19 protein-coding genes are annotated in these 21934 nt (G+C 62.6%); 9 read left to right on the forward strand and 10 right to left on the reverse strand.

Annotated features, from left to right (window positions below; genetic code table 11):
- Positions 1–42 precede the first annotated feature (42 nt).
- On the reverse strand, positions 43–729 hold the full coding sequence (locus MHX63_RS01705; RefSeq protein ID WP_239386968.1) for a uracil-DNA glycosylase: 687 nt from the start codon (positions 727–729) through the stop codon (positions 43–45).
- Between the two features lie 32 nt (positions 730–761).
- The gene (locus tag MHX63_RS01710) at positions 762–1736 is read right to left on the reverse strand and encodes a thiamine-phosphate kinase (RefSeq protein ID WP_239386969.1); all 975 of its coding nucleotides are present in this window, start codon (positions 1734–1736) and stop codon (positions 762–764) included.
- 61 nt (positions 1737–1797) lie between these two features.
- On the opposite strand from MHX63_RS01710, the gene MHX63_RS01715 reads away from it, so the two are divergent.
- Positions 1798–2889, forward strand: a complete 1092-nt coding sequence (locus MHX63_RS01715) for a DUF3515 domain-containing protein (RefSeq protein WP_239386970.1) — start codon at positions 1798–1800, stop codon at positions 2887–2889.
- Positions 2890–2944: 55 nt separating this feature from the next.
- Here MHX63_RS01715 and MHX63_RS01720 read toward each other — a convergent pair whose 3' ends face one another.
- Together MHX63_RS01720 and MHX63_RS01725 are read right to left on the reverse strand one after the other, a co-directional pair.
- Positions 2945–4066 carry a D-alanine--D-alanine ligase family protein gene (locus MHX63_RS01720; RefSeq protein ID WP_239386971.1) on the reverse strand — a complete coding sequence of 374 codons (1122 nt, stop codon included), beginning with the start codon at positions 4064–4066 and terminating at the stop codon, positions 2945–2947.
- A gap of 80 nt (positions 4067–4146) precedes the next feature.
- Complete coding sequence (locus MHX63_RS01725) at positions 4147–5145, reverse strand: NAD(P)H-dependent glycerol-3-phosphate dehydrogenase (RefSeq protein WP_239386972.1); 999 nt, start codon at positions 5143–5145, stop codon at positions 4147–4149.
- A gap of 174 nt (positions 5146–5319) precedes the next feature.
- On the opposite strand from MHX63_RS01725, the gene MHX63_RS01730 reads away from it, so the two are divergent.
- Positions 5320–6303 (forward strand): bifunctional NUDIX hydrolase/histidine phosphatase family protein, encoded by a 984-nt coding sequence (locus MHX63_RS01730; RefSeq protein WP_255710199.1) that lies wholly within the window; start codon positions 5320–5322, stop codon positions 6301–6303.
- Between the two features lie 3 nt (positions 6304–6306).
- On the opposite strand, the gene leuD is transcribed toward MHX63_RS01730, so the two are convergent.
- Positions 6307–6903 carry a 3-isopropylmalate dehydratase small subunit gene (gene leuD, locus MHX63_RS01735; protein ID WP_239387149.1) on the reverse strand — a complete coding sequence of 199 codons (597 nt, stop codon included), beginning with the start codon at positions 6901–6903 and terminating at the stop codon, positions 6307–6309.
- 106 nt (positions 6904–7009) lie between these two features.
- Positions 7010–8431 carry a 3-isopropylmalate dehydratase large subunit gene (gene leuC, locus MHX63_RS01740; RefSeq protein ID WP_239386974.1) on the reverse strand — a complete coding sequence of 474 codons (1422 nt, stop codon included), beginning with the start codon at positions 8429–8431 and terminating at the stop codon, positions 7010–7012.
- Positions 8432–8489: 58 nt separating this feature from the next.
- On the opposite strand from leuC, the gene MHX63_RS01745 reads away from it, so the two are divergent.
- Positions 8490–9224: an IclR family transcriptional regulator gene (locus tag MHX63_RS01745; protein ID WP_239386975.1), complete on the forward strand. Its 735-nt coding sequence runs from the start codon at positions 8490–8492 to the stop codon at positions 9222–9224.
- A 54-nt stretch (positions 9225–9278) separates the two neighbouring features.
- On the forward strand, positions 9279–9716 hold the full coding sequence (locus tag MHX63_RS01750) for a carboxymuconolactone decarboxylase family protein (RefSeq protein WP_239386976.1): 438 nt from the start codon (positions 9279–9281) through the stop codon (positions 9714–9716).
- Between the two features lie 16 nt (positions 9717–9732).
- On the opposite strand, the gene MHX63_RS01755 is transcribed toward MHX63_RS01750, so the two are convergent.
- On the reverse strand, positions 9733–10206 hold the full coding sequence (locus MHX63_RS01755) for a hypothetical protein (RefSeq protein WP_239386977.1): 474 nt from the start codon (positions 10204–10206) through the stop codon (positions 9733–9735).
- On the opposite strand from MHX63_RS01755, the gene MHX63_RS01760 reads away from it, so the two are divergent.
- The 3 genes from MHX63_RS01760 to MHX63_RS10380 all read left to right on the forward strand — a co-directional run bounded on the left by MHX63_RS01760 (position 10192) and on the right by MHX63_RS10380 (position 12675).
- Entirely contained in the window at positions 10192–10812 is a 621-nt protein-coding gene (locus tag MHX63_RS01760; RefSeq protein ID WP_239386978.1) for a DUF1707 domain-containing protein, read from the forward strand. The two genes, MHX63_RS01755 and MHX63_RS01760, sit on opposite strands and share 15 nt — an antisense overlap.
- A gap of 151 nt (positions 10813–10963) precedes the next feature.
- The gene (locus tag MHX63_RS10460; RefSeq protein ID WP_370643958.1) at positions 10964–12412 is read left to right on the forward strand and encodes a DNA/RNA helicase domain-containing protein; all 1449 of its coding nucleotides are present in this window, start codon (positions 10964–10966) and stop codon (positions 12410–12412) included.
- The gene (locus tag MHX63_RS10380; protein ID WP_370643983.1) at positions 12394–12675 is read left to right on the forward strand and encodes a DNA/RNA helicase domain-containing protein; all 282 of its coding nucleotides are present in this window, start codon (positions 12394–12396) and stop codon (positions 12673–12675) included. The genes MHX63_RS10460 and MHX63_RS10380 overlap by 19 nt, the downstream gene beginning before the upstream one ends.
- A gap of 224 nt (positions 12676–12899) precedes the next feature.
- Here MHX63_RS10380 and MHX63_RS01770 read toward each other — a convergent pair.
- Positions 12900–14128 (reverse strand): IS3 family transposase gene (locus tag MHX63_RS01770; RefSeq protein ID WP_239386979.1). Its coding sequence is split into 2 segments (ribosomal slippage): positions 12900–13852 and positions 13852–14128, totalling 1230 coding nucleotides; the frame shifts between segments, so codons are not numbered across the junction.
- Between the two features lie 31 nt (positions 14129–14159).
- On the reverse strand, positions 14160–14813 hold the full coding sequence (locus tag MHX63_RS01775) for an MFS transporter (protein ID WP_239386980.1): 654 nt from the start codon (positions 14811–14813) through the stop codon (positions 14160–14162).
- A gap of 125 nt (positions 14814–14938) precedes the next feature.
- On the opposite strand from MHX63_RS01775, the gene MHX63_RS01780 reads away from it, so the two are divergent.
- Entirely contained in the window at positions 14939–18607 is a 3669-nt protein-coding gene (locus tag MHX63_RS01780; protein WP_239386981.1) for an ABC transporter ATP-binding protein, read from the forward strand.
- A gap of 549 nt (positions 18608–19156) precedes the next feature.
- On the opposite strand, the gene MHX63_RS01785 is transcribed toward MHX63_RS01780, so the two are convergent.
- Complete coding sequence (locus tag MHX63_RS01785) at positions 19157–20308, reverse strand: IS1249 family transposase (RefSeq protein ID WP_204099129.1); 1152 nt, start codon at positions 20306–20308, stop codon at positions 19157–19159.
- A gap of 121 nt (positions 20309–20429) precedes the next feature.
- On the opposite strand from MHX63_RS01785, the gene MHX63_RS01790 reads away from it, so the two are divergent.
- Positions 20430–21923, forward strand: a complete 1494-nt coding sequence (locus MHX63_RS01790; protein WP_239386982.1) for a DNA polymerase — start codon at positions 20430–20432, stop codon at positions 21921–21923.
- The last annotated feature ends 11 nt before the right edge of the window (positions 21924–21934 follow it).

The raw sequence follows: 21934 nt of genomic DNA on the forward strand, positions 1-21934 counted from the left end.
CGGTTTGCGGGATCGTGGCGCGTTAGGGGGATACGGGCTGGGCTACAGGCACCAGTCGACGCGCGCGCCACCCGATGCCTCCAGGATCGCGTTTGCCCTGCTGAAAGGGTGCGAACCGAAGAATCCACGATAAGCGGACAGCGGCGAGGGGTGTGGGGACATCACGCAGCGCTCCGCGCCGATGAGCGGTGCCAGCTGCTGGGCCTGCTTGCCCCACAGGATCGCGGCGAAGTGCGGGTTGGCGGCGACTTGGCGGACGGCGGCCTCGGTGATGGCCTCCCAGCCGCGGCCACGGTGGCTACCGGCATTCCCCGCCTGGACGGTGAGCACGCGGTTAAGCAACAGCACACCCCGTTCGGACCAGGGCGAAAGATCCCCGCTGGTGGGGGCCGGTAGGCCGAGGTCATCTGCGTACTCGGTGTAGATATTCTTCAGCGACTTCGGCAGCGGTTCGCCTTGGGGAAGCTCCGCGGAGAACGCCAGCCCCACCGAGTGCCCAGGGGTCGGGTAAGGGTCCTGCCCGACGATTAGCACTTTCACCTGGGTGGGGTCGGCCTCAAAGGCGCGCAAAATTCTTTCCGGGGCAGGCAGAATCTGCTCCTGCTGGCCCGCCCGCAGGTGCTGCCCCTCAGCCAGAGCGCCCTCCAGCACCGACTGCAGCCCCGGCAGATACCACGCCGGGTGAATCCGCTCGATCAGCTGGTGCGCCTGCTCCCGTACAGAATTCACGCCTTCTCCCTCGCCTTGCTGTGCCGTTTCAACTACACCGACTGCCAGCCGGATGTAAACGGCGGGCGCCCGCCGTCGACCAGCACATAGTCTCCCTCATCCGAGAGGCTGCGCACAGTCCCGATGCGGCGGTAGCCACTGGGCATGCGGGCGTCCGTAGTTCCCAGAAGAGTATGGTCCTCGCCGCCGGTGTAGATCCATTCCAGTGGATTCTTGCCCGTCATCTGCGCGGCATGCCGCAGCTTCTCGTCGGGCGCCAGAGCCGCCCCGTCCAGGTCCAGGCACACCCCGGAGCGCTCCGCGATGGCGCACAGGTCCACGATCAGCCCATCGGAGTTATCCGTCATGGCGCTCGCACCAGTAGCGCGGGCGACGGAACCGCGGCCCGGCTCCAGGCGTGGTGCGCAGTGCCAATCCACCAGCTCGTTGAGGATCGGATCATTCGCCGGGATCGCCTTGCGCGAACCATAGTGGCGGAGGATCGCAAGGCCCGCCGCGCTATAGCCGATCGGTCCGCTGGCGATGACCCTCTGCCCCACGCCCGCGCCGTCCAAAGTCAGCGCTGCAGCAGGCCCGGAGATCTCGCCCAAGGCGGTGATGGAGATGACCAAGTCCTTGCTGGTCACAACGTCCCCGCCGACTAGCTCCGCCGCCCACGGGGAAGCTCCCTCGTCAATGCCGCGCGCAATATCCGCCACCGTCTGCAGCGGCAAATCCCCCGGCGTGGCGATCGCCATCAGGATCGCGGTGGGGCGTGCTCCCATCGCCTGAATGTCCGCGAAGTTCTGCGTCACTGCCTTCACCCCAACCTCCCACGGAGTCGAGTAGTCGAAGGTGAAGTGACGGTCCTGAACGAGGATGTCCGTCGAGCACACGTGCCGTGAATTGGTGCCTGTGGGTTCCAACACTGCGGCGTCATCGCCATTAAGAGAACTCGGTGCGGCCTGGCGGATCGCCGCGATGGTGGCGGCCTCCCCTGCCTCGGCGACGGTCAGTGAAGTGCGCATGCAGCCTTTCGGTCGAGTGATGCTTGGGGTACCGCGACAAGTCTAATTAAGATAATGCGCTATGAGTGACGAATCCACTTCCCCCGTGTCCGCCCCGCGGTATCTGCTGGTGTTGTCGACAGTGCTGGCCATTCTGCTGATTGTTGTGGTGATCGTGGCGGCGAAAATCACGATGGATAAGAAGGTTTACGCGCCGGTGGCTCTGGGGCCGGTGGATGCTCCGGAGGCATCGTCGCAGGTGTGCGCCGATTTCGTGGCGGCGCTGCCGCGGGACTTGGATCGTTTCCGTTCCGTGGAGGTTCGCGACCCGGCGCCGGATGGGGTTGCGGCTTTTCGTGATTCTTCGGGTGCGGAGTTGTCTGTGCGCTGCGGGGTGAATGTGCCGGATCAGTACACGGTGCTGTCGCCGGTGTTTACTTCTGGTGATGCGCGCTGGACCGCCGTTTCCGATGCTACACCGGGCTCTGACATGCAGACTTGGTACGCGGTCGGGGGTTCTCCTGCGGTCGCGGTGACGGCTTCTTCCGACGTGGGCAGCGCGCTCGAGGGGGTTGGTTCTGCTCTGTCTTCTCTTTATGACGCCGACTCTCCAGCAAAACCCGCCCCCTACCCACTGTCCAAGGCTACGGTGGCCGGCGGCTCCGGAGGTTCCGGCAAGACTGACGGTTCCGGTGAGGCAGGCACATCCGGTGGTGCGACCGAGTCCCCGGTGTGCCGCAAGTTCCTGGAAACTCTGCCGGATTCGCTGGGTGACTGGCGACTGGTTCACATTTCTGCCGGCAGCTCCAAGCTGAAAAACGCAGATGCGCTACCCGAGGGCGTGGACGAGTCGGTGTTCGACAAAGCGCCCAGCGGCTCGGCGACCTACCTGGCTGACGGACACGAGCCGGTGGTCATTCGCTGTGGCCTGGAGATGCCTGAATCCTATGAGCCGGGGGCCAACCTGACGCAGGTAGATGACGTTCCGTGGTTCTCTGACCCCTCGCTGTCGCGCGGGTCGACCATGGGCCACTGGTACGCCCTTGGCCGGGAGCAGATTGTGGGTCTGGCGATGCCGCAGTCCGCCGGCGAGGAGGTTATCTCTTCCGTGACCAGCGCAATGTCCGATTCCCTCAAGAAGACTGAGAAGCAGCCCGCCGCTGCCCAGCAGTAGCGGGCACACCCCACCTGCCACAGGAGCCTCACGTGCACCATGCCAAAAGTGCCAGCTAAGCCAGGGCGCGGGCAATCAGCGCGCTGACCAGGTCGCCGAAGCTCACGCCGTCAGCGGCGAACATCTTCGGATACATCGAGATCGGCGTAAACCCAGGCATCGTGTTGATCTCGTTCAGCACGGGCCCGTTCTCCGTGGCAAAGAAGTCCACGCGCGCGATGCCGTCGCACCCCAGCGCGTTGAATGTGCGAATGGCCAGTTGGCGGATCTCCTTCAAAGTCTCCGCAGGTAGCGGCGCCGGAATGGTGGCGGAGACGGTCGAGTCGACATACTTGGCGTCAAAACCATAGAATCCTTCGGCACCATCCTCAGTGCCGTTCAGCATCGCCGGAACAGAAGACACGATCGAGCCGTCCGCGTGCTGCAGCACACCGCACTCGACCTCGGCGCCGTGGATCATGGCCTCCACGATCACCTTGTTGTCGTGGGAAAAGGCCACGTCAACAGCGGTGTCGAACTCCTCCCAGGTGTCCACCTTGGAGATGCCGATGCTGGATCCGCCGCGCGCGGGCTTCACGAACACGGGCAGCCCCAGCCGCTCCTTCTCCTCGGCAGTCAGCTCGCGGGGCTGGATCAGGATCAGCTCCTCGCCCACCAGAATGCCAGCCTCGCGCGCCAGCCGCTTGGTGAAGTCCTTGTCCATGCCCGCCGCCGAGGCCAGCACGCCGTTGCCGACGTACCGCACGCCAGCCAGATCCAGCACGCCCTGCACGGTGCCGTCCTCGCCGTTCATGCCGTGCAGCACCGGGAAAACAACGTCCACCTGCGCAAAGACTTCGCCTGCCTGCGGCCCGGTCACGTAGCGCATCTCGCCCGCCGCACCAGAGCCCGCAGAGCCGGCCGTACCAGCCCCGCCGAACGTCAGCTGCACGTGCACGCCCCCGTCTTCCACGCGCGGCATGTCCCGCCCGTCGGCGCGCAGCTGCGAGGTGTCGGTCGTCCCGGGCACCCATGCGCCGGCTTCGGTGATCCCCACGGGAACCACCTCGTAGATCTCCGGGTCCAGGTGGTCGATCACCGCACCTGCGCTGATGCAGGATACGGAGTGCTCAGTCGACTGGCCGCCGTACAGGACGGCGACGGTGGTGCGTGCGTGCTTCTTGGCTTCGTTACTCACGGCTTTTTACCTTAGCCGTTTTTATGACGCCACATCCCCACCGCCCCGCCCCTTCAACCGAACTGCCAGTCTGCTTAGGTCTACTCGGCCTTCTTGCTGCGTCCAAGCAGTCCCATCATTACCTGCTGCACGTCCGCGCCTTCGTGGCAGACTCCCACGACTGCGTCGGTGATGGGCATTTCCACGCCGACCTTCTCCGCCAGTTCGGAGACGGATTGGCTGCTGACCACGCCCTCGGCGACTTGTCCCTTGGTGGACGCGGCGGCCTGTTCCAGGGTTTCTCCCTTGCCCAGGTGCTCCCCGAAGCGGCGGTTGCGCGACAGCGTAGATGTACAAGTAGCAACGAGGTCTCCCATGCCCGCCAGGCCGCTGAGGGTGCGTGCGTCGGCGCCGACTTCCAGGGCCAGGCGGGTGGTTTCCGCCAGGCCGCGGGTGATGACGGTGGCGGCGGTGTTGTCGCCGAATCCCATGCCCGCGGCGATGCCCGCCGCCAGCGCGATGACGTTCTTGCAGGTGCCAGCGATTTCGCAGCCGATGACGTCCGTGTTGGTGTACGGGCGGAAGTACGGCGCGGCCACGGCCGCCTGGATCAGCTTCGCGCGGTCCATGTCGGTGCAGGCCACCACGGTCGCGGCGGGTTGGCCCTGGGCCACTTCGCGCGCCAGGTTCGGGCCGGTCAGCACGGCCACGCGCTCGCTGGGCACGTCCGCCACTTCGGAGATCAGCTGGCTCATCCGCAGGCCGCTGGAGTGTTCGATGCCCTTGGCCAGGCTCACCAGGGAGGCGTCCGGGCCGATGAGGTCCTTCCAGTTCTGCAGGTTTTCGCGCAGCGACTGCGACGGCACTCCCAGCACCACGATCTCTGCGCCGTTCAGTGCCTCGGCGGGGTCGGTTGTGCCGGTCATCGCGGCCGGTAGTTCGATGTCCCCCAGGTAGGCGCTGTTTCGGTGGTTGTCGCGCACGTCCTCGGCGACTTCGGTGCGGCGCGCCCAGAGGCGGACCTCGTTACCGGCGTCAGCAAAAACCTTGGCAACCGTCGTGCCCCAGGAGCCCGCGCCCATCACTGCTACTTGCACCATCTGCTTGTCGCCTTCCCGCTTGCACTGCGCTTACTTTTGTACGCTTTCTTGTCTGCCTGAGTTCGGTATAACTTTTGGGTTCGTTATACGATTGTCGGCAATAGTCTATCGAAAGGGATCCCTTTAAAAGTGATCACTCACACAGGAACTGGCGATCTTTCTACGTCCCTGGCCATGTCGCGGCACGATCAGGGGCACGTGACCCGCATCGGATCCCGTCCCAGCGAGGAGTTCGCCCGTCCGACTTTCGCCGCGGGTGCGGTTATTTGGCGTTTTTCTTCGGACGCCGCCGCCTCCACCCCTAACTCCCCCGAGTCCACGGACGTGGAGATCGCGATCATCCACCGTCCCCGTTACGACGACTGGTCGCTGCCGAAGGGCAAAGTCGATCCGGGCGAGAATCTTCCCGGAACCGCCATGCGCGAGATCTGGGAGGAGACCGGCTTCAGCGTGCGCCTGGGCTGGGTTTTGGGCTATGTCCACTACCCAGTTGGTTCGCGCACGAAGGTGGTTTATTACTGGACTGCCCAGCACTTGTCTGGTGAGTTCGAGCCGAATGAGGAGTCCGATGAGCTGCGCTGGGTTTCCCCGGAGGAGGCCAAGGAGCTGCTGAGCTACGAGGCCGACCTGAAGGTCGTGGATGCCGCCATGGGTGTGCTGAAGCTGGGGTGTGACCGCCGCGTGCTGTACGTTCGCCACGCGAAGGCGCACGCCCGCGAAGGGTGGGCCGGCGACGATGACCTGCGCCCGCTGAGCAAGAAGGGCCGCCGCCAGGCGGAGCTGCTGGTCTCTGAGCTGTCGGGGTACCGCCCGGAGACGATTTCTTCGGCCGTGCCGGTGCGTTGCGAGCACACGGCCGCGCCGATTGCTCAGGACTTAGGGTTGGAAGTTACTTTTGACGCCAACTTGGGCGATGCCGGGTGGGCTGCCGATTCGGATGCAGCGGTGGATGCGTTCCACGCCGCCACGGCCGCGCCTGTGTCCATGGTTGTTGCCCAGGGCACGGTGATCCCGGGTGTGCTGGCCCGCGTTGCGGGCGAGCACGACGTGGAGATTGAGGATATGCGCGTGAAGAAGTCCAGCACCTGGGTGCTGCACTTCGCCGGCGACAAGCTGCTGGGGCTGGATTACCTGGCCAGCCCGCTGTCCGTTAAGTAAGCGCTAGCTGGCGGGAATCGTGCGCGGCTTGAAGCTGGCGCGCTGGGATTCGAAGGCCTGGATGGCCTCTTCGTTACGCAGGGTCAGGCCGATGTCGTCCAGGCCCTCCATCAGGCGCCAGCGGGTGTAGTCGTCTACGTCGAAGCCGAAGGTGTGGGTGCCCAAGGTGACCGTGCGGTCTTCCAGGTTCACGGTGATTTCCGCGCCCGGCTCCTGTTCCAACAGCTTCCAGATCAGCTCGATGTCGCTTTGTTCCATCTGGGCGGCCAGCAGGCCGGCCTTGCCCGAGTTGCCGCGGAAGATGTCCGCGAAGCGGGAGGATAGAACCACGCGGAAGCCGTAATCCATCAGCGCCCAGACGGCGTGCTCGCGGGAGGAGCCGGTGCCGAAGTCCGGGCCGGCCACCAGCACGGAGGCGTTCTTGTAGGGCTCCTGGTTCAGGATGAACTCCGGGTCCTTGCGCCAGCCGGCGAACAGGCCGTCTTCGAAGCCGGTGCGGGTCACGCGCTTCAGGTAGACGGCGGGGATGATCTGGTCGGTGTCGACGTTAGAGCGGTTCAGCGGTGCCGCCACGCCAGTGTGGGTGTTGAACTTTTCCATGGTGTTCTCTTCTGCTTTCTGCTCCCCCACCTGCTATTTAGTTCGCTGGCGGGGAGGCTCGAAAAAATTTTTGGGCGGGTCTTGTGCGGGTATCTAGCGGTCTGTTTTACAGATCCGCCGGGCCTGCAAGGTGGCCCGTCACGGCGGTGGCGGCGGCAACTGGCGGGGAGACCAGGTGCGTGCGCCCACCCTTACCCTGGCGGCCTTCGAAGTTTCGGTTGGAGGTGGAGGCCGAACGCTCGCCCGGGGCAAGCTGGTCCGGGTTCATGCCTAGGCACATGGAACAACCTGCGGTGCGCCACTCCGCCCCGGCGTCAATAAAGATTTGATCGAGCCCCTCTTCTTCCGCTTGCATCTTCACCCGCGTGGAGGAAGGAACAACGATCATGCGCGTACCGTCGGCAACAGAGCGGCCCTTGACGACCTCCGCGGCGGCGCGCAGGTCCTCGATGCGAGAGTTGGTGCAGGAGCCGAGGAAGACCGTGTCGATCTTGATGTCGCGCAGCGGGGTGCCTGGCTTGAGGTCCATGTACTCCATGGCGCGCTCGGCGGCGAGGCGGTCGTTGTCGTTGGTGAAGTCCTCCAGCTGCGGGATGGATTCTGCCAGCGGCAGGCCCTGGCCGGGGTTGGTGCCCCAGGTGACGAAGGGGGTCAGCGCGGAGCCGTCGATGTGGACGACGGTATCGAACTGCGCGTCGTCGTCGGTGCGCAGGGACTTCCAGTACTCCACGGCTGCGTCCCAGTCCTCACCCTTCGGCGCGTGCGGGCGGCCTTCGAGGTAGTCGAAGGTGGTCTGGTCGGGGGCGATCATGCCCGCGCGGGCGCCGGCCTCGATGGACATGTTGCACATGGTCATGCGGGCTTCCATGGACAGCTTCTCGATTGCCTCGCCCCGGTATTCGATGATGTGCCCCTGGCCGCCGCCGGTGCCGATCTTGGCGATGATGGCCAGGATCAGATCCTTGGAGGTCACGCCCGGCTGCAGTTCGCCGGAGACTTCGATGGCCATGGTCCTGAAGGGCTTCAGCGGCAGGGTCTGGGTGGCCAGTACGTGCTCGACCTCGCTGGTGCCAATACCCATGGCGATGGAGCCGAAGGCGCCGTGGGTGGAGGTGTGCGAGTCGCCGCAGACGACGGTCATGCCGGGCTGGGTCAGGCCCAGCTGGGGGCCGACGGTGTGGACGATGCCCTGTTCGATGTCGCCCATGGAGTGCAGGCGAATGCCGAACTCTTTAGCGTTGTCGCGCAGGGTGGATACTTGCAGGCGGCTGGTGGGCTCCTGGATTTCCTGCAGGTCGCCGGTCTTCACGCCAATGGTGGGGACGTTGTGATCCTCGGTGGCAATGGTCAGGTCCGGACGGCGAACCTTGCGACCGGCCTGGCGCAGGCCGTCGAATGCCTGGGGCGAGGTAACCTCGTGCACCAGGTGCAGGTCAATGTACAGCAGGTCGGGGCCGCCGTTTTCTCCGGCTGCAACAACGTGGTCGCGCCAGACTTTTTCCGCGAGGGTTAGGGGTTGATTCGTCACGGTCTCTCCTCTGTGTCCGCTATACAGTTCCACTGGATGGAATGTATAGTATCAAATCATGGGACACAATACGGAAATTCCCGCAACAAGCGGCATTCAAGTTTTGGACCGTGCGATCTTCATTCTAACGGTCATCGCAGCAGAACCCCGCAACCTATCCGATCTGTGCGCCATCACCGGCTTGCCACGCGCCACGGCGCACCGTATCGCCGTCGCGCTAGAGAAGCACAGGTTGATCGAGCGCGGGGTGGACGGTGCGTGGGTCACTGGACCCGCCCTGTCCGAGATGGCGCCGTCTACCTCTTCTCGTCTTGAGGACGCCGCAGAGTTCATCCTGCCTGACCTCATGGCAAAGACGGGTGAGTCCGTGCAGCTATATCGCCTCTCCGGGATGGAGCGCGTGTGCATCGCCAATGCTGAACCTGCTACCGGCCTGCGGGATACGGTGCCGGTGGGCCACCGGATGACGTTGACCGCGGGCTCCGCGGCCAAGCTGCTGGTTGCCTATGCACCGGAGGCGTTCCAGAACCAGGTCCTGCCGGATGCCGCGTACACGCGCGAGGACTTGGAGAAGATCGCCGCCGAGGGGATCGCGGAATCCTCCGCCGAGCGCGACCCTTCCCTAGCTTCGGCCTCCGTGCCGGTCTACGGGGCGGACACGCAGAACCGCACCGTGATCGCCTGCCTTTCCATCTCTGGCCCCGTGGCCCGCATGGGCGAGCACCCGGCAGAGAAGTTCGGTGCGGACTTGAAGGAATCCGCCCGCCAGCTGGAGAACTTGCTGCGGAAGTAGCGAAAAAATTTTTAGAGACACAATACCGCACAGCCCCTTAGGAGAATCACAATCATGACCAGCGAAAACCCCGCAAGCCAGAATCCGGCCACCGACGACAAGCGCTACGACGCGGGCATTCAGGTCCGCCGGGAAGTAATGGGCGACGCATTCGTGGATGCCGCCCTGGAGCGCAATGCCGGTTCGGATGGCGAGGCGCTGCAGAAGCACGTCACCGAGACCGTGTGGGGTTCCGTATGGACCCGCGACGGGCTGGCTCGCCGCGACCGCAGCCTGCTGAACATCGGCATGCTGGTGGCGCTGCGCGCGACTGAGGAGCTGCGCGGGCACGTCCGCGGTGCGCTAGAGAACGGCCTGACACGCACGGAGATCACGGAGGCGATCATTCACGCCTCCGGCTACTGTGGCGCGCCCGCTGCCCTGTCGGCGATGAAGGTCGCTCAGGAGGTCTTGGTCGCGGAGCTCGGCCCGCTGGAGAACGACGACAAGTAGCGGCGGGTCGGATGCGCTAGGTACGGGGCAGTTCGCGCCACTCCACGGTCAGCTCGCTGGCGCGGGTGGCACGTTCGGCAAGAAACTCGTAGAGGTTCTGTGTGCCGTCCTCGATTCCGTCGGCCACGTCCTCACCGGCGGAGGTGATGTCCACCAGCGCCGGGCTATTCGTGTCGTCGGGGTTGACCAGCTCGGCGCCCCAGCCTCCCTCGCCCCGCCGGCCGTTCTCATCCGCAGAGAGGGTACGGAGCCAGGCTTCGGCTGAAGTGTGGGCGTCATCACCAAAAAGCGCGGCGCGAACGGTGGCGGGCGTGCCGTCATTGCCGGGCGGGGTGCCCCAGAGCCAGTCCAGGTTTACGCGATATGGAGAGAGAATGGGGGACTCCTTTAGTAGGGTAAGACCATGAGCGAGTACAAGGACAAGCGCTGCACCGACCAGGAACGATCCGCCGCCGTAGACGCGCTGTCCAGGGCGATGGCCGATGGGCAATTGACCCTCACGGAGTTCGACGAAAGGTCGGGCCAGGCGCATGCTGCAACCCAGCGTAGCGAGTTGGTGGACTTGCTCGACGATCTGGTGGACGAGCCTGCGGGGTTGCTCTTTGGACCTGGCGCGGGCACTGCGGTTGCGCACCGCGCGCCGAGTGATGTGGAGTGGGCTACTCACCAGGCTTCGGACGCCCAACGCCACCGCGAAATGGTACTTGCGCGGTCGCGTTCACTGGTGACTGGCGGGGGCTCCGAGACAGGTTTCAGCCTGGCGATATTCGGCGGAGTAACGAAGGCGGCATGGCAGGTACCGAAGGCTCACTGGAACTTCAATATCTTCGGAGGTTCGGACTTCGACCTGCGGGATTGCCGGTTCAGCGGTCCGGTGACCACGCTGTGGCTGAATAGCTGCTTTGGTGGCGCGGATGTGCTGGTGCCGGAGGGCGTGCGCGTTGATATGGGTGGCCTGGGCATCTTCGGCGGCAACGAGCTGGTGGTGGAGAACGGCGCGATCCACCCGGGCAGCTTGCCGGCGGACGCTCCCCTGCTGCAGGTCCGCGGGCTGTCAATCTTCGGCGGCGTGACCGTGAAGGTTGTGCGGGGTTAGGGAAGACTTCGACAGGATTATCGAGACGACCTCATCCAAAAGAGCAACGAATTGCGTAATCAATCTGACACTAGAGCGACCACCAAAATAGTTTTCTTTCAGCGAAGCCGGGGTACAGGAGCTAAAGGACTTTCGCGAAGAGAATGACCGTGTGGGCGCCTACAGAGATCAAGACATCAAAACCGACGAAGATCTTCTTTACAATTTTCCGGTCGTTTATGTCATCAGAGACGAGAAAAGCAGCAATACTAAGCAGTACACCGCTTACGTGGGCGAGACCACTGATATTGTGCAACGCACAATCTCGCATCTGAAGAATACACGAAAAGACGATATAGACTGGACGAAGCTCAAGAATTCTAAGAACAGCAACCTAATTGTGCTCGGCCATGAGCTATTTAATAAGTCGTTGACACTGGACGTCGAAAATCGTCTAATGCTGATGCTCTCAAGTGTAGATGCGGTAAAGAAGCTCGAGAACCGGCGTAGCAACGACCAGCTAGATTACTACACCAAAGAGCGATTCAACGAGGTATTTCACGAAATCTGGGAACAGCTCCAAACCATTGATTCGAATCTGTTTCCAGAGCTGGAGAAAATCTACGATTCCGCACTGTATAAAGCCTCCCCTTTCCACAGCTTGACCGAGGAGCAAGTTAAGGCAAAGCGCGAGATCATGGAAGTCCTCTACGAAAAGGTCCATGCAGACTCGCAAGGCAATCTTGTCATGGTTGAGGGCGAGGCTGGTGCCGGCAAGACGGTGCTTCTGAGCAGCCTGTTTTACGACATCATGCAAAACCCTGTAACCACGAAAGACGGTGGCGAGCATCAGCTGGATGCCTACCTGATCGTCAATCACGACGAACAGGTGAATGTCTACACCCAGATCGCTGAAAAGCTGGGACTCCACTCGAAGAGCAACGAACGGGTCTTGAAGCCGACTAAGTTCATCAACCAGACTCCACTCGGTGAGAAGGTTGATTTGGCGCTGATCGACGAGGCGCACTTGTTGTGGACACAAGGCAAACAGAGTTACCGAGGCGAAAACCAACTGTTAGACATCATCAAACGGGCAAAAGTTACCGTTGCTGTTTACGACGCCAGGCAGGTTTTGCAGGCAAACCAGTGGTGGGAGAAGGAACCCCAAGAACTTGTGCCTGAGGAGAAGCGTTCACAGATTCTCTTAAAGAATCAGATGCGGATGTCTGCTTCCCAAAGCACTCTTAAATGGTTTGAGACTTTCTTCGAAGAACGGAAGATTGATGGTCTGAAGCTAGATACGAATCATCAGGATTCCAAGGGCTATCACGTTGAATTCTTTGCAGATGTCGAAGCTATGCGAAACGCAGTCAACAGGAAAGCCTCCAACACAGATCGTGGCTTAAGCAGAATAGTGGCGACTTATGACTGGCCATATAACGCTGCTAAAAAACCTGATAATGGCGGTTCTTGGGGAGTTTCTATCGGTGACTTCTTTATGCCCTGGAACAGGGAAATCACCATTGACGCTGCGACTAGGCGGAAAAGCTGGCCTGGGCAGAACAACCTCAAACTATTGGCGAGGTTGGTTCAGTTTATACGATTCAAGGCTTCGACCTAAACTACGTGGGCGTCATTATCGGCCCGTCAGTGAAGCTCCGCGATGGACAGATTGAAATCTCGCCGGACGAGAGTTTCTTTAGGGCTGCAACCAATATGCGGACGATGAGCGATGGCTCCGGTAAGGAGGTTCTGTCAGATACGCTCCTGTGGAACCAGCTTTATGTACTGATGACGCGCGGTGTACACGGTCTGTTCGTTTACGCATGCGATAAAGAACTTCGGGATGCACTCCTAGAGGCTCAGAAAACTATGCGTAGCTAAGATATTTCCTTGGAGAATCCGAAAGAATCAAATTCGTGAAGCTCCCTCGGTTCTTCGGCACCCTACATTACGGGTGGCCTCGAGCTCTATATGTTCAAGGAACATGGTTGGGAGCTAGTCCCCAAGACAGTGAGTCTGATAACGGATTCGGTTCATTGGCTACTCGGAGCGTTACTTGCGCGAAATGGGCGTACCGAACTGAAGCGTCCTGGTTTTCGTTCCGCTTATTTAACGCCCAACGTTTGAGCGCCTGATCGTTGATAGTAGGCGTCCTCCATCTCCTGTGGAGTGATATATCCCAGGGATTGATGAAGTCGCTGGTTGTTCCACCAGTGCACCCAGCGAAGAGTGGCGATCTCGACTTCACCGACCGATGTCCACGGCCGGTGGGGATAAATCAGCTCTGTTTTGTCGAACCCGTTGACCGTTTCAGCCAACGCGTTGTCATAGGAGTCGCCAACGGTGCCGACAGATGGATCGATACCCGCCAAGGCGAGCGCTTCACCGTAACGGATCGACGCATATTGCGAGCCGCGGTCACTGTGGTGGACTAGCCGTTCTGAGCGAAGATCATCAGCGTGGTACAGGGCGTGCTCAAAGGCCTCCAGCGGAAGTTCATCGGTACGCATGCTCGCCCGAGTCGCCACACCGACGATCTTCCTGGAGTACACATCGGTGATAAACGCGGTGTAGGCAAAACCAGACAAGGTGCGCACATAGGTGATGTCAGCGACCCACAACCGGTGCGGTGCGGGGGCAGTGAAGTCACGGTTGACCAGGTCAGGGCAGCCATCCGGCACGTTGGCCCGAAGCGTTGTCATCGGTGTGCGGCCACGCCTGCGGCCGTAAATGCCAGCTTGCTTCATCAAACGCGCGGTCTGATCACGACCGATGTTCCAGCCGGCGCGCTGCATAGCCTTCCACATCTTGCGGACCCCGTAGACGCTGAAGTTGTCCTCGTAGACCCTCACCAATTCAGGAATGAGCAGCGCATCCGACAAACTCCTCGCCGACGGCGCTCGTGTTTTCGCTGCTCGGTAGCCACGAGAGGTGATGAACCCACATTCTGTCTCTTTCAATGTGCGACAGATAGCCTCGACCCCGAAGCGATCGCGATACGCATCGATGTATTCGATCATCTTCTGGTGGGACGGTCGAGTTCCGCCGCGAAAAAAGCTGACGCGGTTTTCAAGATCTCATTAGCCCTGCGTAGCTCCTTAATCTCTTTCCGGAGCCGCTTCAATTCGTCAGCCATTGACTCGCCGGCGCCAATCTCAACATCGGACGAGGCCATATTCGGCTTCAACCAGTCGTTGAGCGTGTGCGCTGGAATGCCGAGCTTTTCACCGATCTCTACGGCTGCACCCCATTTCGAGCACTCTTCGAGCTCAACGAGGTCCTCAGCCAAACGCACTGCCTTGGCCTTGAACTCGTCACTGTACTTCCTTGGCATGATTCCAATCCTTCTCTAGAAATGATCGGAACTAAACCCAGGACACTTCGGTGGTCTCCGATTCACGCCACCGCGCAACAAGGATCAGCGGCAGGCCACTGAAGACGGCCAACGTCACCATGGCGGCGCTCCAACTCACGCTGCCCGAGATCAGCAGCAGCAGGCCGCCGCCGACAATCTGTGCGAAGGAGGCCCCTGCCGATTGGATTCCGTTGCCGATGCCGCGATCCTGTGGGTCTAGCAGCCGGGTTGTGGCGGCATCCGTGGCGACATCCTGTGTGCCGGCGAACAGGAAGATCAACGCGAAGACAATCATGATCGACGCGAAGTGTCGGCCCGGGTCGAGGGCTGCGAGTGCCAGGGCGCCGATCGTCAGGGCCGATTGACACGCGATGATCCACCCGCGGTAGTGCCCCAGGCTGCGTGACCCGACTCGGTCGACCAACGGCGCCCAGACGAATTTCAGCACAAGGATCATCGCGACGCCGGTGGCGGCGCCGATGAGTTCGAGGGAGACACCCGCGTTCTGCGCTGCGATCAGGAAGGTGTAGTTGAACGCTGCGAGTGACAGGTTCTGCGTGCTGTAGAGACTCGCGATCAGTGCGAGTCGTGAGCCGCGAGCCATGGTTTGTGATCTCGTGCGGGAGGATCCCGCGGGATCCTGCAGGGCAGTGTTGTCGGCCATCGACTGGTCTCCTGTCGGGCAAGCGCTACGCCGGATCGGGCAGTTGCGACAACCCTAGGCGATGTGGTTAAGTAAGGCAAACCTAAAGTTATGTCCGTCCAGCCCGGAGAACGAAGCGGAGTCCCATGCCTGATCACGTGCAAGCAAGCGGGCAGCAGCGCATCGCCCACACGATTGGCCGACGCAAGGGTGCCCTGATCGCCAGTGCGATCCTGGCCATCGTCGGAGCATTGCTGGGGCTGGCGCCGTATCTGATCGTCCACCTCGTGGCGACCGAACTCTTCCTGAGCGACGAACCGGATCGTTTCGCGTTGATCACGCTCGCGGTCTGGGCAGCGCTGGCGGTCATCGCCAAGGTGGTGTTCAAGGCACTGGCCAATGCTGTGTCGCACAACGCCGCCTACCGGATCCTCGCTGATCTCCGCGTCGCGCTGGCCGAGCGGTTGGCCCGCATGCCGCTGGGCCGCGTTCGCGCTCGAAGCGCTGGTCACCTCAAGAAGGTTCTGCAGGACGATGTGGAACAACTGGAGCTCGGCCTGTCGCATGCCATCCCCGACATCGCCGCGGCGATCGCGGTGCCGGTGGCAAGCATCATCGTCATGTTCATCATGGGCTGGCAGGTCGGTGTGGCGGCTGTTCTCGTGGTCGTGCTGGCTGTTGCGCTGATCGTTTGGGGAGTCAACCGTTCTGCTGGGTTCGCCGAGCAGGAATCGACGATCAAAGCCGACCTCAACACCAGCGTCATTTCGTATTTGCGCGGAATGCGCGTCCTGCGCGGCTTCCTGGCGGGGCGGGCCGGCCACGGTGCCACCGATGCCGCTATAGCGGCGACCGCAGATATCGAGAACCGGAAGGAGGCCCGGGGCAAGTGGCAGGCTGTGGCCAGCACGGCGCTGTCGTCGAGTCCGGTTCTACTCATCCTGCCCGTCGGATTGTGGTGTACCGCGCAGGGCATCATCAGCCCGGCGACGCTGGTGTTCTTCCTGCTGGTGGGTACTGGCTTCGCGCAACCACTTATGGGTCTGCTGATCAGCCTCGCGGTCCTGCAGTATCAGGTCGAGGCCGGGTTGAAGAACATCGCCGAGATCCTTGACGAACCCGATCTGCCGGTGCCGAACGAAGCCCATGAGCCGGAGGGGTTCGCTCTGGAGTTGCGCAATGTGTGGTTCCGGTACGACGACGATGAGCCCGATGTGCTCTCCGATGTGAACCTGGACATCCCGGAGAACACCTCGTTGGCAATCGTCGGCCCCTCTGGGGGCGGCAAGTCGACGCTGCTCGGCCTGCTGGCTCGGTTCCACGATGTCTCCGAGGGCTCCGTGCGCCTTGGTGGTGTCGACGTGCGTGATCTCGACCCGGTCGAGCTGATGCGGCGCGTCGCCTACGTCCAGCAGGACGACTACCTGTTCGCCGACACCATCATGGAGAACATCCGCATGGCTCGCCCCGGGGCCAGTGACGATGAGGTGATCGCCGCGGCCGACCGGGCGCGCGTAAGCCAGTTCGTCGCCGAACTGCCCGAGGGCTGGCACACCGTCCTGCCCGCCGGTGGTGGTCAGCTCTCGGGCGGACAGCGTCAGCGGCTCTCGGTGGCCCGGGCCCTGCTCAAGGGTGCCAAGATCGTGCTGCTCGACGAAGCGACTGCTTTTCTGGATGCGGAGAGCGAATCGGCTGTGAACGAAGCCCTTGCCGAGCTCCGCGCCAGCGCCACGATGATCACGGTCGCCCACCGGCTGGGCACCATAGCCAGCCATGACCGTATCGCCTACCTCGCCGAGGGGTGCATCGTGCATTGCGCCCCCCACGACGAGATGATGCAGGACTGCCCAGACTATGCCGAACTCTGGTCGGACTACCTGGATGCCCAGGGCTGGCAGTTGACCGGTGGCGCGGGCGAAACCGGCATCCACGCTGACCGTTCCGAGCGCTCGAGCGATGCGTCCGACATCGACAGGTCGGCGAACCGTGACCGAGAACTCGGTGAGACGCCTCGTGTCCATGGTCTGGGCTCCATGAATCCGGTACGGCAGTGGCTGGCGATGCTCGGCCACCAACGCCGCGACCTGTGGCGTGGTGGGCTCTGGCTCATCATCGCCGACGGCATGCTCACCAGCGCACCCATCGTGGTCGTGGTGCTGGCCCTGCTCGATGTGCTCGGTGGTGAGCCCTCCGCGGGGGCCTGGTGGCGTCATGGCCTGATGTTGCTGGGGATCTTTCTGCTGCGATGGTTCATCGGCGTTGGGCTGGCCAGCACCTGGTGGCCGAAGGCCAATCGGGCCTGGATGCAGTTGCGTCGCTCGGTGCTGGGACATCTGCGTCGCATTCCGTTGGGTGAATACGACCGCCTCGACGTCGGGCGGACAGCGACGCTCGTCGTGTCTGACCTGCCGCTGGTCGACTTCATCAATCTGCCGGCGAAGATCATCGTGGGCCTGCTGCAGCCGCTGCTGGCAGCCGTGGTCCTGTTCATCTTCGATTGGCGTCTTGCCGTGGCTGCACTCGTGGGCGTGCCAGTGTTCGGGGTCCTGCTCTGGGTCTCCGATCGAGTCGAAAAGAATGTGCTCGCACGTGTGATGCAAGTGCGTTCGCGCGCCAGTGGCGACCTCCTCGAGTTCGTGCAGGGCACCGCTGTGATCCGAGCCAATCCCGACGCGCCCCAAGCGGGTCGTTATCGCGCCACCGTCGAGGAGCTGCGTCGCCGAAGCGTCGCCATGGCCGTGCGTACCAGCCCGCTCACATCGCTGGCGTCGGCCGTGCTGGAGTTGGGATTCGCTGCGCTGATCTGGGTGGTGTGCCTGCGGCATCTCGATGGGGGATTGCCCCAGCAAATCGCGCTGCTGATGCTCGTGGTCTCGTTGAGTCTCTACCGGCCCTACCAGGAAATGTTGGAGCTCTCGAGCTACCGACACCTGCAGGGGCGCATCGCCGAGCACATCGGCGAGCTGTGGGACATCGAGCCGCTACCTGAGGGCCACCTCGAAGCTCCCGTGCACGCCGAGAACGGCGTGCCGGTGGAATTGCGTGATGTCGGCTTCTCCTATCGCGACGGTCACCGGGTGCTCGACGGCGCCAGCATGATTGCTCGACCCGACACCGTCACTGCGCTCGTGGGCCCGTCGGGTTCCGGCAAGTCCACCGTCGCCAACCTCGTCGTCCGTTTCTGGGACGTCGACGATGGATCGGTACGGTTCGGTGACACCGATGTGCGGGACTTGACCTCGGCAGGGCTGGCTGCCCAAGTGACAACCGTGTACCAGGACGTCTACCTGTTTCCCGCGACCGTGCGCGACAACCTCACAATGGGGACAGCCATCAGCGATGACAACCTGTGGCATGCTCTCGAACTTGCCCAAGCACATGATTTCGTTGCCGCCATGCCCGGCGGACTCGACGCGATGATCGACGAGGCCGGTGGAAACCTCTCCGGTGGCCAGCGTCAGCGGCTCTCCATCGCTCGTGCCCTTGTCAAGGACGCCCCGGTCCTACTGCTCGATGAGGCCGTCGCGTCGGTTGATCCCCGGACAGAGGTGCGCATCCAGCGAGCCCTCTCCTCGCTAGTCGCCGGCCGCACGGTGATGATCATTGCCCACCGGCTGAACACCATTCGCTCCAGCGAATGCATTGTCGTGCTCAGCGAACATGGCGTGGAAACAACGGGCACCCACGAACAACTCCTGAGCAGCAGCCCCACCTACCAACGGCTGTGGCGTGCCCACGAGTTTGCCACGGCCTCGGCCGGTGTGGTTTCAACGCCTGCTTTTCCAGTCGGAGATCCAGGGAAAGACCCGCGTTGACGTGGTCCACGGAATGGCCAGCTGGCCTGGATGCCAAAGACTCGCGTACATGCACCGCTGAATGTGCTGGCCTGCGTCGTCGGTGCGGTTCGTTGATGACCCGTCCATCCCGCTACCCAATGGAGGCAATGTGAGCGCCACTGCGAATGCTGCGCGGCTCCCGGGCGTTGGTTCCAAGCCGAGCGGACTCAAAACTCGGCGACCAGCTCTGGGCGCCGTCGGAGCTCTGGTCACCTTGGTTATTCTGGAGCTCGCCTCGATCACTGGAGTGCTTCCGGCCAGCGCGCTTCCGCTAGCGTCAAAGGTGATCGTGGACGTGTTCGGGCTCCTTGTAGATCTGGCGTTCCTCCAAGATGTCGGAGCGACGTTGGTGGCCTGGTTCATCGGGCTCTCCATCGCGTCCGTCTTTGGTATCGCACTCGGGCTCGTGCTGGGGTCTTTTCGTCTCTTGTTCGAGGCAATGGGAGCGGTCATTGAGTTCTTGCGGCCCATTCCATCGGTCGCGCTGCTCGGGTCAGCGGCAGAAATGTGTGTATGGCTGTCGGCGTGTCATGGGTGCCAGCGGCCTGCCCAGCCCTTCTGGATGCCATTGCCGTCTTCCCATGAGAATGCGGTGCCGGGTTGTGGCCCGTCGGGTTCGTCGATGACGCGCCGTGTGGTCTTGGTTGGTGTCCATTGGTGAGGCTGGGCCAGTGACCATGGGTCGTGGGGGAACTGGCACCAGGTGTTGAGGAGCCATTCGATGCCGCGTCGGGCATGGTCTTCGGGCAGGCCCCGGTGGACGCGCAGAAGGTCCTTGATGGCCTTGTTCGGCCCACCCTCGAGCGGTGAGGTGGTCCTCGGCAGTGGGACATTGCCGAGGGTCAGCCAGGTGAACAGTTCGTTGCGGTGGAGAAGGCCGCGGAACAAGGCACGGCATTTGCGGAGTTCGCGGTGGGTGTACCACCAGTGTTGATGGGCGCCGAGCCAAGCAGGGCGTTCCTTGTGGGTTCCGGGGTAGCTGCGGTGTTTGAGGAACTGATCCCACTGGGCTTCCCAGGCCAGGTACTCCACGATCCAAGCTCTGGCCTGGTCAAGGTCTTCGACCTTCATCAACGCTTTCGTCAGCACGCGTAGTTGCTTGCCAGCATCGAGTCGCGGGTTCATTGTCAGGTGCCGGGTGATGGTTTGGAAGATGTGGAAGTAGCAGCGTTGCACCTGGGTGGTGGGCCAGCATTCCGACAGCGCGGCCGCTACCCCGCGGCCACCATCGACGACCACCATCTCCGGGGCCGGGAGGCGCTCCAGCAGTGCGGTCCAGGCCGGCTTGGACTCCCGATCGCACCACTGCCAGCCCAGCACGTGCTGGCCGGAGAACGCGATCAGCAAGCACCAGCCCTGCAGGTAGGTGCCGTCGAGCATGACCGTCGGCAAGACCTCGCCGGTGACCGTCGGCTGGGGTACCTCGACGTTCCAGCACCACGCCGTCGATGCACGAAACGAGCGTCCCGTCCCCCCGAGGCTGCACTGGGGCGAAGGGTTCAGCAACCACCCGACGAAACGGTCGAGCTGGGCACGCCGGGTAACGTCTACGCGGCTGCGTACCGTCGACGCGCCGCATGCTTTGCATCGCCATCTCGTGCGCCCCGCGCTGGTGGTGCCGTTCTTGACCAGCTTGGTGCCACATACACCGCACCGGGGGTGATTCCTCGCAACTTGCACCGAACATGCTCCCAGAGCATGTTCAACCCCGCATCACGCCTAGCCGTCGCACATGAAATCAGTCATTCCATACACACATTCCTGCCTATAACCCCCCATTGTTTTCTAGGAGCTGTCGCGCATGCGTGAACTCTTCATTGACATCGAGACCTTCTCGCCGGTGAACCTGGCGAAATCCGGTGTGTACCCCTACGCCGACCACGACGATTTCGAGCTCCTGCTGCTCGGCTACTCAATCGACGGCGGCCCGGTCGAGGTCGTCGATCTCGCCAACGGACACCAGCTCCCCGAAAAGGTGCTGGCCGCACTCGTCGACCCGCACGTAGTGAAGTGGGCGTTCAACGCCGCATTCGAGCGCATCTGCCTCTCGGCCTGGCTCCACCGCCACCACCCAGAATTCATGACGGGCCGCAGGTTTCTGGATCCTGCCCAGTGGCACTGCACCATGGTCTGGAGCGCGTACCTGGGCTTGCCGATGAGCCTGGAGCAGGTCGCCACCGCCCTTGACCTGCCGGTGCGCAAAGACAGTGCAGGTAAGAAACTCATCCGCCAGTTCTGTACCCCGGCCACACCCAGCGTCTTCAACCTGGGCGGGATGCGTAACCCGCCTGCATCCGACCCGGACGGGTGGGAGCAGTTCATCTCCTACAACCGCCGCGACGTCGAGGTGGAGCTCGCGATCCACGACAGGCTGGCTGACTTCCCGCTTCCAGCGTCCGAGTGGGACACCTACGCCCTGGACCAGAACGTCAACGACACCGGCATCCGGCTCGACCGGGTGCTCGTGGATCACGCGGTGGCGTGCGACCGGCAGCATCGCGCCACCACGCTGGCCCGTGCACAGGAACTCACTGGACTGGAGAACCCGAACTCGCCGATCCAGCTGAAAGAGTGGCTCGCCGCTCACGGCACGCCCCTGCAGTCACTGACGAAAAACGAGGTGGCCGCTGCGCTCGACACCGCTACCGGCGAGGTGCGTGAGGTCCTCCTGCTGCGCGGTGAGCTCGCGAAGTCGTCGGTGAAGAAGTACGAGGCCATGCAGCACGTGGCAGGTCGTGATGGGCGCGGACGCGGGTTCCTCCAGTTCTACGGGGCAGGGCGCACCGGGCGTTTCGCTGGCCGCCTCGTCCAAGTCCAAAACCTGCCCCGCAACTACCTACCAGACCTCAGTGAGGCCAGAAGCCTGGTGCGGGCCGGAGACTTTGAAGCCGTCGAGCTGCTCTACGACTCCGTGCCCGACACCCTCTCGCAGCTCATCCGCACCGCATTTATCCCCGCCGACGGTCACCGGTTCGTGGTAGCCGACTTCTCCGCGATCGAGGCTCGGGTCATCGCCTGGCTTGCAGATGAAACCACCACGCTTCAGGCCTTCCGCGACGGGAAGGATTTGTACTGCGAGACCGTGAGCCGCATATTCGGAGTCCCCGTCGACATGGACGGAGCAAACGCCGAGCTGCGCCAGAAAGGAAAGATCGCTGTGCTCGCCTGCGGCTATCAAGGAGCCGTCGGTGTCCTCAAAGCCATGGAGGCACTGCGGATGGGGCTCGCTGAATCCGAACTCCAGCCGCTGGTCGATGCGTGGCGGGCAGCCAACCCCAGCGTGGTGCAGCTGTGAGCCGACATCAA

It is taken from the genome of Corynebacterium sp. ACRQK, from assembly GCF_022345965.1.
GTDB lineage: Bacteria > Actinomycetota > Actinomycetes > Mycobacteriales > Mycobacteriaceae > Corynebacterium.